At 58.3% G+C, this 14,698-nt stretch carries 11 protein-coding genes and 1 pseudogene; 8 read left to right on the top strand and 4 right to left on the bottom strand.

The features are described 5' to 3' along the window. Positions 1-77: 77 nt before the first annotated feature. The gene (locus tag C5F53_RS20200; protein ID WP_146097404.1) at positions 78-443 is read right to left on the bottom strand and encodes a hypothetical protein; all 366 of its coding nucleotides are present in this window, start codon (positions 441-443) and stop codon (positions 78-80) included. A 341-nt stretch (positions 444-784) separates the two neighbouring features. Here C5F53_RS20200 and C5F53_RS19925 point away from each other — a divergent pair, with 341 nt between their 5' ends. From C5F53_RS19925 to C5F53_RS19895, 8 genes and pseudogenes are all read left to right on the top strand, one after another. Beyond that, positions 785-2,530, top strand: coding sequence for a ShlB/FhaC/HecB family hemolysin secretion/activation protein (locus tag C5F53_RS19925; RefSeq protein WP_105263167.1), 1,746 nt, complete (start codon positions 785-787; stop codon positions 2,528-2,530). Between the two features lie 17 nt (positions 2,531-2,547). Beyond that, positions 2,548-3,078, top strand: coding sequence for a toxin-activating lysine-acyltransferase (locus C5F53_RS19920; RefSeq protein WP_105263166.1), 531 nt, complete (start codon positions 2,548-2,550; stop codon positions 3,076-3,078). A gap of 42 nt (positions 3,079-3,120) precedes the next feature. Next, on the top strand, positions 3,121-3,753 hold the full coding sequence (locus C5F53_RS19915) for an outer membrane beta-barrel protein (protein WP_105263165.1): 633 nt from the start codon (positions 3,121-3,123) through the stop codon (positions 3,751-3,753). Positions 3,754-3,812: 59 nt separating this feature from the next. Beyond that, positions 3,813-9,272, top strand: coding sequence for a DUF637 domain-containing protein (locus C5F53_RS19910; protein WP_105263164.1), 5,460 nt, complete (start codon positions 3,813-3,815; stop codon positions 9,270-9,272). Then, entirely contained in the window at positions 9,269-9,577 is a 309-nt protein-coding gene (locus C5F53_RS19905; protein WP_105263163.1) for a hypothetical protein, read from the top strand. The genes C5F53_RS19910 and C5F53_RS19905 overlap by 4 nt, the downstream gene beginning before the upstream one ends. 79 nt (positions 9,578-9,656) lie before the next feature. Continuing rightward, a complete protein-coding gene (locus C5F53_RS20195; protein ID WP_146097403.1) occupies positions 9,657-9,965 on the top strand; it encodes a hypothetical protein in 309 nt (102 codons plus the stop codon). 95 nt (positions 9,966-10,060) lie between these two features. Continuing rightward, positions 10,061-10,408, top strand: a pseudogene (locus C5F53_RS20795) (DUF637 domain-containing protein); the annotation flags it as partial. Then, complete coding sequence (locus C5F53_RS19895; RefSeq protein ID WP_105263161.1) at positions 10,354-11,592, top strand: hemagglutinin repeat-containing protein; 1,239 nt, start codon at positions 10,354-10,356, stop codon at positions 11,590-11,592. The pseudogene C5F53_RS20795 and the gene C5F53_RS19895, both read left to right, overlap by 55 nt. Positions 11,593-11,725: 133 nt before the next feature. On the opposite strand, the gene C5F53_RS19890 is transcribed toward C5F53_RS19895, so the two are convergent. The 3 genes from C5F53_RS19890 to C5F53_RS19880 all read right to left on the bottom strand — a co-directional run bounded on the left by C5F53_RS19890 (position 11,726) and on the right by C5F53_RS19880 (position 14,400). Next, a complete protein-coding gene (locus C5F53_RS19890; protein ID WP_105263160.1) occupies positions 11,726-12,628 on the bottom strand; it encodes an AraC family transcriptional regulator in 903 nt (300 codons plus the stop codon). 72 nt (positions 12,629-12,700) lie between these two features. Next, complete coding sequence (locus C5F53_RS19885; RefSeq protein ID WP_105263159.1) at positions 12,701-13,636, bottom strand: patatin-like phospholipase family protein; 936 nt, start codon at positions 13,634-13,636, stop codon at positions 12,701-12,703. Positions 13,637-13,650: 14 nt separating this feature from the next. Then, complete coding sequence (locus C5F53_RS19880) at positions 13,651-14,400, bottom strand: SDR family oxidoreductase (protein WP_105263158.1); 750 nt, start codon at positions 14,398-14,400, stop codon at positions 13,651-13,653. Positions 14,401-14,698: the final 298 nt, after the last annotated feature.

The raw sequence follows: 14,698 nt of genomic DNA, 5'->3' as shown, positions 1-14,698 counted from the left end.
CCTCGCGTCGCCACCGACTCTCTGGGGCGCGACGTCCCCTTGTCAGACTCACCATCACCACCCAACTTAGCCGGGCGCTACTCGGCCGCTTGTAGCATCCAAGTGTTGATTTCCATGAGTCGGGTACGAAAGTCGCGTGCCTTTGTTGGATCAATTGCTTCTAGCGCTTTGCAAAGTTCTTCGGCAATAGGCTCAGCTCTTCTGAAAATGCGCTCTACATCTGTGTGTGATTTCGCAAAAATGAAAGCACCTGGGCCACCAATGAAATGCGGATCGTCGAATTCGCACTGATGCATGGCTCTGATGACAGCGGCACTGAAGTCAGATCTCTCACCGCGATGGCAAGACTCACCATATTTAGGAATATTGAGAGTCTGTCCTGCTTCAAAAAATAATTTGCAGAAATTTGATTCCGCTTGATATCGATTTTTGATCTTTGTCATGCCGTACTCCTGGCCGCTTCTGGGGTGATTGTCATCAAGTCGGCAACAAGCATTGGCAAATGCTCAGCGTTGTTGTCACGGTTCATGGTGAGTCGGATATTCAAAGTAATAGATATGTTCGCGACACTATGGGGTGTTTCAATTGCCAACTTGACAACCAGTTGCCATTATTTCACAATTGGAGCACCGTTTCTGATCGGTAGTGCGTAGCGTTTTCTGACGTGCCGCAAATTTCGACGACACGTCGTCACTTACCCACATGGACGATTGCTCTGTAAAGTCTTGCGCCATTCAAAGCAGTCCTCCGTTCATTGGTGGGTGCCCTACAACAATTCCCACCCATGACGGAACGTTCAATCGCTCGCAGCTACCCGCACCCGCGTTGCTCCACACTTGCAACAGCCTTGCTGTTTTCGGTGGCTTTATGCGCTGGTGCCCAGACTCTCACCAATGCCCAGCGCGATGCCGCAGAGCAGCGCCGCATCCAGGAACGTGATGCCCAACTGCGTGAACAGCAGCAAACAGCCCCAGATGCGCGCCTGAACGCCCCCGCTGCCACAGCGCAACGACTGCCCCAGACTGAATCGCCCTGCTTTCCCATTCGCCAGCTTGAACTGCGTGGCGAGGCCGCAGCTCAGTTCAGCTGGGTACTGGACAGCTTGTCCGGCCCACAAAAAACCGATAGTCCTCTGCGCAAGTGTCTGGGTACCCAAGGCATCGGCATCTTGTTGGAGCGGGCACAGAATGCGCTGGTGACCAAGGGTTTTGTCACAACCCGAGTGTTGACGGAGCCACAAGATCTATCCACGGGCAGTTTGGTACTCACTGTGGTGCCTGGTCGTGTTCGTACGGTTCGCTTTGCAGACAAAGATGGCAAGCCCATCGCAGCTCCCACATCACTGGCTACTGCCGTGCCGGCCTACCCCGGCGACATCCTGAACCTGCGCGACATCGAGCAGGCGCTGGAAAACTTCAAGCGCGTGCCCACCGCTGATGCCGATATTCAGATCACCCCGGCCGACCAACCCGACCACAGCGACTTGGTCATTGCCTACCAACGCACCACGCCCGTACGGCTATCGCTAGCACTGGACGACAGCGGCGGTAAAAGCACCGGCCGCTACCAAACCAGTGCCACCTTTTCTTGGGACAACCCGCTGGGTCTGAATGACCTGTTCTATATATCCCAAAACCACGATGCCGGTGGTGGCGATCCCGGCCCCCGTGGCACTCAGGGCAGCACGGTGCATTACTCCATTCCCTACGGCTACTGGGCTCTGGGCGCCACGTTTAGCGAGAGCCGCTACCACCAGACCGTAACCGGGCTTACCCAAAACTACGTCTACAGCGGCACCAGTGGCAATGCCGAACTCAAGCTCTCCCGCTTGTTCTACCGCGATGCCACCCGCAAGAGCACCGTGCACCTCAAGGCGTTTGAACGCCATTCCAACAACTACGTGGACGACACCGAAGTGCAAATCCAGCGCCGCGTGGTGGGCGGCTGGGAGTTGGGCTTGGGCCATAAAGAATTTTTGGGCAGCGCCACGCTGGACGCTAACCTGGCCTACAAACGTGGAACGCGGGACTTTGCGGCCATGGACGCCCCCGAGGAATCGACTGGGCAAGGCACCGCCCGCTTCAACCTATGGGTGGCAGACGTCACGCTGAATCAGCCATTCAAGTGGCTGGGCCAGTCGCTTCGCTACCAGGCCAATGTGCGCCTGCAGGGCAATGACACGCCGCTGACTCCCCAAGACCGCTTCAGCATTGGCGGGCGCTACAGCGTGCGCGGCTTTGATGGCGAAGGCAGCCTCTCGGGCGACAACGGCTGGCTGCTGCGGCAAGACCTGGGCTGGGCACTGGGCAACAGCGGACAAGAGCTGTACCTGGGCATTGATGCTGGCGGAGTGAGTGGCCAGAGCACCGAACAGCTGGCAGGCAAAGCCCTGAGTGGCGGGGTTATCGGCCTGCGGGGTAACTACCGCAAGTTGCAGTACGACCTGTTTGTCGGTGCGCCGCTGTACCAGCCATCTGGCTTCAAGACCGCAGAGACAACAGCCGGGTTCAGCATGAACTTGGCGTTTTGAGGACAAGTGCTTTGACCATGACCACCTCTGAATTTCATATCGTCGCGCCCGCATTCAACTTGCCTGCTCAAAGTGATGCGGAGTCGTTTGGTTCTGTCGTGTGGCTTTTTATGCATGGAGGTCGACACAACAGCCAACCGCTGTTTGCACTAGAGCACACATTGTTGCCCGCGATTCATCTGGGGCAATACATCCTGGTGATGGATAAAAGCGCATCGAGCGGTGCTCCCCGCCCCGTGGGCTACTTGGGATGGGCCAACTTGAGCGCCGAGGCTGAGGCGCGGTATGTACAAAACCCAATCACGGGTTTGACCCGAGATGACTGGAACAGTGGCGACCGAATGTGGTTCACCGATTTTGTAGTCCCGTTCGGTCAGGTCACCAAAGTCCATGGCAGCTGGACGCCTCTGCTTGCAAACGTCAGCGGACGCTACATGTACCACCGCAGCAATGAAAGAGGTGTCCAAGTTCGCCAATTCGTTGGCGCTCGCGTCACTCCGGATACCGCACGTCAGTGGTGGGCGGAGCGCCCCATTCTGGCCGCGTAAACCGTTCAACCGTTTCACCTCAACCTTCTAAAAGGAACCATTATGAAATCCACCACTCTCGCTTTGACCGCAGCCACATTGCTGGCCAGCGCTGGCACTGCTTTTGCCCAAAACACCCAGCAAAACTTCGTAGGTCCAGCCATCGGCTTGACCGTCTCCGCAGTCCAAAACAAGGTGGACTTTGAAAGCACCGTTCCCTCCATCAATGGTCAAAACACACAAACCAATGACACAGAAGCCGCGCTGATTGCGTCCTACGGTTTTGCAATGTCGCCTGATTGGGTTGGAACGGTGGGAATTTCCTACAGCGTCAAATCGATGGACGCCGGCAAAGTGAACTACACCGCTGGCACCGCGCAATCTTTCTCCGGCACCTTCAAAGACCACTTGGCCATCTCTTTTGCACCCGGCTACCGGGTTGGCCCAAATGCATTGGTCTACGGCAAGCTGGCGTTTCACCAAGTCAAGGCTGAATACACCGACACAGCGGCTGCAGGAGGTACCAACACACACACCGGCACGGGCATCGGCCTGGGCGTTGCCTTTGCGCTCAGCCCCAAGGTAGAGCTTCGCACCGAGTATGAGATGGTCAATTTCTCCAGCGAAAAAGCCAATCTCACTACCGGCAAGCCCAAGATGTCTGGCCTGACAGTAGGCCTGCTCTACAAGTTCTAAGCACAGCCCGTTGCCCCTGACCGTCCTCAATCCCACCGCCATTCTTTGCCTCGTTTGTTATGAACCAGAACCTATTCCGTCTCGTTTTTAATGCAGCCCGAGGCCAAGTCATGGCGGTGAGTGAGGTGGCCGTTGGCAAGGGTAAAGCAGCCAGTGGCGAGCGCAGGGGACGCAATGTGATCCTGGCCCTGTTCGCCTTTGCTCTGTCGCCCTTGGCCTGGCCCCAAATCGTGGTCGATCCGAATGCTGCGGGCAACACTAAACCCCAACTTTTTCAAACCGCCAATGGCGTGATCCAGGTCAACATCCAGGCCCCTAGCGCAGCGGGGGTGAGCCGCAACGTCTACACCCAGTTTGATGTGAACGCCCAGGGCGTCATCCTCAACAATGCCACGGGCAATGTGCAAACCCAGCTGGGTGGCTGGGTGCAAAACAACGGCAACCTGGCGGCGGGTTCTGCGCGCGTCATCCTCAACGAAGTCAACTCCAACAACCCAAGCCAACTGCGCGGCTATGTGGAAGTGGCAGGGCAGCGCGCCGAGGTCATCATTGCCAACCCAGCCGGCATTGCCGTCAATGGTGGCGGCTTTATCAACGCCAGCGGCGTCACCCTGACCACCGGCGCGCCTCTCATGAATGGCGGCAACCTCGATGGCTACCGCGTGCAACGCGGCACCATCACGGTGGAGGGTACTGGGCTAGACACCAATGCAGCCGACTACACCAACATCATCGCCCGCGCGGTACAACTGAACGCCGGCGTCTGGGCCAAAGACCTCAAGGTCACCACGGGCTCCAACGACGTTAACGCCGCCAACACCAGCGCCACAGCCATTGCGGGCACAGGCACCGCACCCACCGTGGCCCTGGACGTCGCCGCATTAGGTGGTATGTATGCAGGCAAGATCACCCTGGTGGGTACCGAGGCGGGCGTGGGTGTCAATAACCGCGGGAGCATCGTGGCTCGGGGTGGCGATCTGGTACTCCAGGTTGATGGCACGCTCACCAACCGCGGCCTGATTGACGCAGGCAACGCGGGTGGTACAGCGCAATCACGCATCACCGCCACCACCATCGACAACGTAGGCACAGGTGCCATCTTTGGTGACAAAGTAGCTATCAGCGCCACCACACTCAACAACCAAGCTGAAGATATCAACGGCACGGTCACGGGCGCCACCATTGGTGCACGCACCAGCCTGAACCTTGGGGTACAGACCCTCAACAACTCCGACATGGGCCTGGACACCCCGGCCAACCCTTCGCAAAACACCACCGCCACTGCCAGCGTCAACATCTTGAGCCTGGGTGACATCAACATTGGTGGCAGCATCGATGCAACGGGCCAAGCCCAAGGCACTGCCGCCAGCATCAACAACACCTCAGCCACCATCCAGGCCGGTGGCAACGTCAGCATCAACGCCACGGCGGTCAACAATACCGACGCGCACTTTGCGTCCGTCAATGAAACCACCACCACCGCCGTCTCCGAAACCATTGGCTCCGCCGCTGCGGGCTACTACGTCAACGTGACCCAGAGGACGGTCAGCGGCCCAGTGGTGACCGCTGCATTGCCCGGCACCATCTCTGCTGCAGGCAATCTGACCATCCAGGCCAACACCATCGACAACGCCAACAGCCGCATGCTGGCTGGCGGCGCGGTCACCCTGCCGGTGGGTGTAAGTATCAACAATGCCGGTGTTACTGCCACCAAAACCACCACCACCACGGGCACAGCATATTCCCTGAGCCAAGACCGAAGCTGTCAAGTCCTATTCAAAGGCAATTGCTTGGCCTGGGGCCCTTGGTACGACGTATGGACTCCATCCGGCTATTCCAGCCCGGTCAATGAGACTGTGACTGCCGGTGCCGGAACGACGACCAGCAACGCCGGTGCGACGGCCCCTAGCACCCCAGGTGCCAGCGTCGCCAACAGCAGCCTTTTCCAGATCAGCACCAATCCAACGGCCAACTACGTGGTGGCCACCAACCCCGCTTTTACCAACTACAAGACTTGGCTGGGCAGCGACTACATCACCAGCCGCATTAACCTGGACCCCAACGTCACCCAAAAGCGCCTGGGTGACGGCTTTTACGAGCAGCGCCTCATCAACGAACAAGTGGCCCAGCTCACCGGTCGCCGTTTTCTGGGCAACTTCACCAGCGACGACCAACAATTTCGCGCACTGATGGATGCTGGCGTCACCTTTGCCACCGCATTCAACCTGCGCCCCGGCATTGCCCTGACTGCAGAGCAAATCGCACGCCTGACCAGCGACATCGTTTGGCTGCAACAAGAAACGGTGACCCTACCCGATGGCACCCAAACGGTAGCCCTGGTACCCCAAATCTATTTGAAACCCCGCACTGGTGACCTCTCCCCTAGCGGCGGCCTGATCAGCGGCGCCAGTGTCAACATCAACACCGCAGACCTCACCAACTCCGGCACCATCCTGGGCCGCAAAGTGGTGCAGATCAACGCCGACACCATCAACAACCTGGGCGGCACCATTGGCGGAGATGCTGTGGCCCTCACCGCCACGCAAGACATCAACAATACAGGCGGCACCATCACCGCCCAAGACAAGCTCACCCTGCAAGCCGGACGCGACATCAACAACACGTCCACCACGGCCACCGCCAGTACGGGCGACAGCCGCAACGGCATCACCAACACCACGGTAGACCGCGTAGCCGGCTTGTACGTTACCGGTGACAACGGCGTCTTGCTTGCCAGTGCCGGGCGCGACATCAACCTGGTCGCAAGCGTCGTCAAGAACAGCGGGGCCCATAGCGACCGGGGTGGCCAAACCACGCTGGTAGCGCAAAATGACATCAACCTCTCCACCCTGCAGACCCGCCAGACCAACAACCTGGAGCGAGACGCAGGCAACTTCCGCCGTGCCACCAGCACCGCAGAGGCTGGCAGCAGCGTTGAGGGTGCGGGCAACGTCACGCTCTCTGCAGGTAACGATGTCAATGCCCGCGCAGCCAAGATCGGAGCTGGCAAAGAACTGGATGTAGCCGCCGCCAACAACATCATCCTGCAGGCCGGGCAGGCCACCACCAACGTGGACCAGATGGCCAGCGCATCGGGCAAAGACCTGTTCTTCACCAGCAGCATCCAAACCCGCCGCCAGGAGCAAAGTGCAACCGCCCAGGTCAGCAGCTTGAGCGGCCAGAGCACCAAAGTCGTCGCAGACAACACGCTGGCCAGCATTGGCGCCAAGCTGGAGGCCACGGGTGTAGACACGGGCACGGGCACCCTGCGTGTAGAGGGCAAGAACAACACCCTGCTGTATGAGGTGCAAAACTTCAGCCAGACCAGCGTCACCACCCAGACCAAAACTGGCTTGGGCGTGATGTTCGACCCGCTGGGCATTGGACCGGATTTGGAAAACAAGACAGTGACCGACGCCCGGGCCACCAGCACCGCCATCGGCACCAAGCTGGTTTCTACGCAGAAAATTGAGATTGGCGTGGGCAACAAGACGGAGCTGCGCGGCGCCGAGGTAGAGGCACCCCAGATTGCTTTCGTTCAGACGGACCCGAGCAAGGCCGGAGAACTGATCTTGGGCGGCAGCACCAACACCACCCAGACCAGCCATACAGAAAAAACAGAAACCGCTGGCGTCTACCAGGAAATGAAGGGCAATGGCTCTACGGTGGAGACACTGAACCAGACCATCCTCAAGGGCAATGTGGCGTTTGACAGTGCCTTGAAGATCACGGTGCAAATCCCCGACACCAAGGGCGGCCAGGCACTCAAGAGCCAGATCAATGCACTGGTGACCCAGGGCAATGGCGTTGGGCTGGACTACCTCAATGCTTTGGCCAACAACCCCAATGTGAAGTGGGACCAAGTAGCCCTTGCCCATGAGAAATGGAGCTACGACCAGGCAGGACTGACCGGGGCCGGTGCTGCGCTGCTGACTATTGTGGTGACCTACTTCACCGCAGGCATGGGAACGGCTGCCGTGGGCGGCACCGCAGCCACGGCCACCAGTGCTGCCACCGTCATGGGCAGCACCACTCTGGCTACTGCTGTCAACGCCGGCTTCTCTGCCCTGGCCAGCCAAGCGGCTGTGGCCATGGTCAACAACAAGGGCGACATTGGCAAGACGCTGGAGCAGCTGGGCAAGGAAGAGAGCATCAAGGGCTTGTTGACCACCATGGTGACAGCGGGAGCGTTGGACAAGCTCAATGCCAGCTACTTCAAGGGTGTGGATGCCAAGAGCAGCTTCTTCGACCGGCTCCAGAAGAACGTAACGAACAACCTGGCGACTGACATGGTGAACAGTGCGCTGGCGGGCAAGCCGTTTGATGAGAAGACGTTTGCAAACTCCCTCAAAGGAGCGCTGATATCGACCGGGAATGCGCAAGGTGCATTTGCGATTGGCAGCGCTGATTTGGATGCATTTACTAATAAGCTGGCGCACGCCGCCTTGGGTTGTGCTGGTGGGGTAGCAATGGGCGGAAGCTGCAATGCGGGTGCCGTGGGTGCAGTCGTTGGAGAACTGGTTTCTGAATACATCAACCCCACTGCAAACCCAGCACTGTCGGAAAAAACAATAGGCTACGCCAAGATACTGGCGGCTGTAGCGGGTGTGGTGGTTGGTGGCGGTGGCGATAACGCAGTGGATGTAAATGTTGCAGCCACGGCGGGGGCGAATGCGGCGGAAAACAACCATATGCTGCACCCGCCAGAAACACGACTGGCCAAGCGTTTGGCAGCCAGCGCCACCATCAAGAAACCTGATGGCAGCGCCTACACGGCAGAAGAAATCCAGGAACAAATGCGCCTGATGGGCAACAAAGTATCCAAACAAGCACCCAACAAAGCTACCGTGCTGATTGGAAACGAAGCCATCGTTAACAGCGTGAAAGAGGACCCCGGCTTGCCCAAAGCCATCGCTGGCAACACGGCCGTGGAGAATCTAGGCAAACCCAACGCAGCACTGCAAAAGTACATCATCGACAATACCGCAGGCGAATTAGGCTGGATACCGGATTCATCACCTTACATTGCCAGCGTGCCTTTGGATCAACCCATAGCCAAAGCTACGCCGGTAGGCGGGACGACATCGTGTGCCAATGGCGATACTGCCTGTATCACCGGCATCGGGCAGCAGCAAAATGCGCCTCTGACCCAGCAAGCCCGAAATGCCATTGCAGATGGCGCAAGCGGACTGAGCAGGCAAGCAGGCGTGGTGGCTGCCACTGCGACGACCGTGACAACTGTCGCGCCGCCTCAAGTGAAACCAGTTTCCGGGGCTGTGGCAGTGGGAGCGACGGTGATTGGAGTGGGGGCGGATGCGGTGGAGCAGTTGGTGAGGCCGGATATGGGTCAGACTGCCACAAATAGTGCATCACTTATTGTCCAAACGGTTGTTGAACACGTGCCGAATGCAAATCTAGTTGCGCCGATAACCAACGAGCTTGTTGAGTCTTGGAAAGCATCAGGCTCCTCACTTAAGTTGCAAGAATGGATTAACGCGAAGTTTGGAGAGAAAAAATGAACTTGCTCAAAAGGTACGTGATGCGCGATGGGAATTTGACACTAATCGGGGCAATTGCATTAGTTTCCATGGGCTTTGGAATTGCATATGTTGCACTTGAATATTTACCTAGTCCACTATTGAAAGCGATAGGGATGGCGCTGGGACTGGCTCTTGCTGCAATTGGCGGATTCAGCGGGCGGGCCAAAGCACTTGATTTAAAGCCCTTCACCAACGACCCCCTAGGCTGGCGCAAAGCCAAGAAGAGCTACCAAAACGACTCAGAACCTCATGCAGAAAAGACTAGTGATAAAACTAGCCTTTAGCACTGCTCCTGATTTAGTAGCAGAAGCCGCTTCCTGAGTAACTACACCAGCGACATCGTCCGACCTGTACGTTATCGAAATGAAAATATCTGATTTAGTAGAGTCCTCTGGTTGGTTAAAACGTCGATGGAGCTACGTTTTCTCATTCGGAGGCCTATTTTTGGCAATCGCTCCATGGTTTCTAGAAATTCATGTTGGCTACTGCTTGTTGTTAACCCTCATCGGGTCAGCCATTAGCCTGATTGGGTCATATGAATCAAAAGCAAAGCAATTTGGTTTTCAGGCACCTTTCACCAACGACCCCCTAGGCTGGCGCAAAGCCAAGAAGAGCTACCAAAACGAGACCAACGCTCACGAAGAAAAGCCTAGTGATAAGACTGGCCTCTAGCGCACATGGAGTATGCGCCAGTAGCTCCTAAATCAATAGCGAATCGACATTCCCTGCCAGACCAGCGATGTGGGTAGCAAGGTGCCACCAGCAAGTTCGGTTCCCAGTTGCTCAAGAACGTGACCAACAACCTGGCCAGCAGTGCCATGGATGCGGCTCTCAATGGCAAGTCGTTTGATGAAAAGCCGTTTGCAAACTCCCTCAAAGGAGCGCTGATATCGACCGGGAATGCGCAAGGTGCATTTGCGATTGGCAGCGCTGATTTGGATGCATTTACTAATAAGCTGGCGCACGCCGCCTTGGGCTGTGCTGGTGGGGTAGCAATGGGCGGAAGCTGCAATGCGGGTAGCACCCCAAACAACGCCGGTTACCCCACGTCTATGCCGCCGTGCGCCCCGGCGACCTCAACGCCACGGGTGGTCTGCTCAGTGGCAACACGGTAGCCATCAACAGCACCGGCGAAGTGCGAAACGGCGGCACCATCCTGGGCCGCACCGTGCTGGAGATCAACGCCAACACTATCAACAACCTGGGCGACCAAATCGCGGCCGACGATGTGAAGCTCACCGCCAGACAAGACATCAACGTCACCGGCGGCAGCGTGATTGGCCAAAACAGCCTGAGTGCCTTGGCTGACAAAGACATCAATGTCACCAGCACCACCGCCAGCACACAGGGCGGCAGCGGCAACTACACCTACAGCCGCAGCGGGCTAGACCGCATGGCCGGCCTGTATGTGGCGGGCCCTGGCACCCTGCTGGCCAGCGCGGGCAACGACCTCAACATCATCGGCGCCACCATCCAGAGTGCGGGTAACACCCAACTGAGTGCAGGCAACACCGTCAACCTGGGCACCCTGCAGACCAGCCAGAGCAACAACGTAGGCGCAGGTGATGCCAAGAACCACCTGCTCACCAGCCAGACCAGCGATGTAGGCAGCACCGTTAAAGCAGGCCAAGCCCTCACCATCAGCGCCGGACAGAACGTCATCGCCAAGGCCGCTAACCTGCAAGCCCAAGGCGATGTAGCCATCGCAGCCCAAGGCACCGTACTGCTCAACGCAGGCCAAACCCGCTCCAGCTATGACGCGGTGCTCACCAAGTCCAGCTCCGACCTCATCAGCAGCACCACCACCCGCACCCAAACCCAGGCCAGTGCCGCCACGGCGCAGGTCAGCAAGGTGCAGGGCCAGAACGTCAACATCGTTGCCGGGCAAAACCTCATCAGCGTGGGCACCCAGTTCAAGGGCACCGACAGCCTGCGCGTAGAAGGCAAAGACACCAGCACCTTCTACGCCGCCACCAACGTCCACCAAAGCACCACCACTGTCCAGAGCACCACCACGCTGAGTGGTTTGGCCGCCCTGGGCGACCACCTGGGCCTGTCGCAGCTGGTGCCGCTGGAGAAGAAAGAAAGCTCCGACGCAATAGCCACCAGCACCAGCATAGGCACCCGCCTCCTATCGGATAAGAAAATTGAGATTGGCGTGGGCAACAAGACCGAGCTGCAAGGCGCTAAGGTAGAAGCCCAGCAGATTGCGTTTGTTCAGACTGACCCCAACAAGACAGGTGACACGAGGGGCCTGAGTATTCAGGTTGACCTGACCATCTGTTCCGGGGATTGCTGACCACCAACAGCGAACTTTCTTGTGTTGACCAGAGTTAGTTGCTGCGCAGGCGCGCAACGTCAACTATGGGCCAGGAACATTCATTAGAGAATGGCTGCTGTCAAGTCGCTCGATGTACTGCACAAATGATTGATCAATGCGCTTGCTGTGATGCATAGCGACTCGGCGATTGCCCGACATGGCGGCTGAAGGCCACGCTGAAGGTGCTGGTGGACCCATAGCCTACGCGCTCGGCCACGGCAGATACGCCCAGGCCTTCCCGGCGCAACAGGTCTTTGGCAATTTCCATACGCCAAGACAGCAGGTATTCCATCGGCGCGACCCCGAGCGTCCGGGTAAAGCGGTCGAAGAAGGCCGAGCGGGATAGCGCCGCTTCATGGGCCAGTTCTCCTACCGTCCAAGCATGGTCTACCCGGGCATGCAGCTCCTTCAGGGCGGGTGCTAGCCGTTCATCACCCAAACCGCGCAACAGCCCTGGTGGCGCGCTGCCTGTAGTGGTAGAGCGCATCGCTTCCAGTAGCATCATCCCAATGAGCCGCGAGAGCATGAATTCGCTGCCAGGCTTCTGTTCCATGTACTCCTCACCCAACATTTGAACCAGCTGTGCCAGGCGAGCCGAGTCTTGAACGTGCACTACTGCGGGCAGCAAGGAGACCAGCAGCTTTGGGTCTGCGTTGTCGAACAAGAATGCGCCGCCCAATGAACGCATGTCTGGCTGGCCACCTTGCGCGCCGTAACGCTTCTCTTCTGCGCCGGCCGACATGGTTTTGGGATCAATGTGCACGCAGGGCGCAGGGTTGGCACTGGAGATAGTGAAGGGGGGCGTGCTGGGCAGCAGGACGAAGTCGCCCGCACGTATGGAGATGGGCTCGTGACCGTCGACCGCGAGCAGGCAACTGCCCTCCAACATGATGCAAAAACTGGGCTGACCGTACTCGGAATACCGAATGGCCCAGTCCCCCTTGCCGCTGATGAGGTTGGCAAACACGGCATGGGGCTGCAGCAGCCTGACGACTTCGGTCAATGGATCGCTCATCGTGATGTCTGGACGATTGTTGAACAAAAATTCACTCTATCACGCAGAAAGTCCGAGACGGTTGCTTGGGTGTTAGTACACAGCCAGTTGCGCCGCCTTGATGCCCGCAAGTGCCTGTACCGCAGCCTTGTATCCTGCCGCGATGGCTTGTTCCTGCTCGTCTTTGGCCGACATACCCGACACGCTGACCTGCGGTGCAATGAGGATGTCTGCCTCTGCCATTTCCGGCGCCGCCACCGCGCAGCTCTGCACCCGCATGACGCGCAGCAGAACCGATGGAATGGCCAAGCCGGCGCTGGCAGGTCCAGCGCAATAAATGTCGACGGCAATCACGAAGTCGGCCCCTATGGCGCGTGCAAACCGCACGGGCACCAAGCTGCTGATGCCGCCATCCACCAGGTGCCCATTATGGTAGGCCACAGGGACCGTGGGCCCTGGCACCGCTGCGGACGCCTGCACGGCGGGGCCCGCCTGGCCCCGGTCCAGCAACACGGCCTGGCCGCTGTCTAGGTCAGTAGCCACCGCTGCAAACCTTCGTGGAAACTTTTCCATGGGCACGTGAGAGGTCATGGTATTGACCCAGCTGGCAATGTTGTCGCCACGCATGAGCCCGCTTTTGCTGAAGGTGAAATCAATCAATGAGGAGAGCTTCACCTCGCGTGCGATGGATTCAATCTGTCGGGCTGGGAGCCCACTCGCATAGGCTGCACCGACCACCGCACCGGCAGAGGTTCCCACCACGATGTCGGGCTCAATGCCAGCTTCATCCAAGGCGCGCAACACGCCCAGATGTGCAAAACCGCGCAAACCGCCACCACCCAGCACCAAGGCGATGCTGGGCTTGCCCGTTGTCACTGGCGTACGAAACGTAGTGCTCTGGACATCTGCAAGGGTGCGGGGTGCTAGGTCGGCGTGCGTAGCGCGGCTGCTGGCACAGCCGGCCAGGCTGAGTGATGCCAACAGAGCTACGCTGATGGCCCCCAGGTACATGGTGTTGAAGTGGTTCATGGCGGCCTCTGTGCTTATGCGCGCCGGGCGTTGGCCAGCGCAATGGCGTCTGCGCCCGCTGCAAAGTGCAGCCGCGGCGATGTGTCGTGCGCGGCTTCCCACACTACCTCCGCCACATCTTGTGCCGTGGTGACCGGGCCAGGGGTGGCGAATGCAGCAAAGATTGGCTCTGCAAATGGCATGTAGGCTGCAGGAATGAGCCCTTGCATGCGGTCACCGCCGTTTTCGGTAAAGCGGGTACCGGGGCCGTAGCCCGGTTCGACCAGCTTGATCCGAATGTTGAAGGCGGCGAGTTCGTGCGCGACAGAGCCGGTGAGCCCATCGATCGCCGTTTTGCTGGCGGTGTACGCGCTTGCCAATGGGAACGATGCCAGTGTGGTACTCGACGTAACGTTCACGATGGCACCAGCCTGACGCTGCCGGAACTGCGGAATGACGGCTTGCATCATCGCCATGACGCCAAAGGTGTTGGTCTCGAACAGTTCGCGGACCGTCGACAAGGGCGTTGCTTCCAATGCACCGATGGCGCCGATGCCGGCATTGTTGACCAGCAGGTCGATCGGACCAGCGGCCTTCACCGTTGCGGCGATGCTTTCAGGCTGGGTGACATCGAGTGCAAGGACGTGCATGCGATCCGATGCAGGCAGGATGCCTGCTTGCGGCCTGCGCATGGTGGCAATGACATTCCAGCCCTTGGCGTGGAAGTACAAGGCGGTTTGCAGGCCGTAGCCAGACGAGCAGCCGGTGATGAGGACGGTTTTCATGGAATTTCCTATGGGTTGGTTGCGATGGGGTGAACGATACGCAGACCAAGCCGAATGCACTACGCCCTAAAGTCCATGAAGTTTTAGCCAAAGTCCTTTTAAAAGTTGAATTTTCTAAGCAATCATTGATCGTGTGGGATGACGAAGACTGTCAGGATAGGAGCTGCTGATAAATCAGTCAGGTTTGCACCACCGGACTCGGAAACTTGAAGTTCCGATTGGGGGCGAATATCGCCTCTGGGTCGAGGCTGTGTGGAAACGCCAATTAGTTTCCATTCAAAGGTAGTTGTCGGTAATC

Origin of the sequence: Rhodoferax sp. TS-BS-61-7 (assembly GCF_002943465.1) — a bacterium.
Taxonomy (GTDB): Bacteria; Pseudomonadota; Gammaproteobacteria; order Burkholderiales; family Burkholderiaceae_C; genus Allorhodoferax.
Note: the sequence above shows the minus strand (reverse complement) of the source record. Positions and strands in the feature narration are given on the sequence as shown.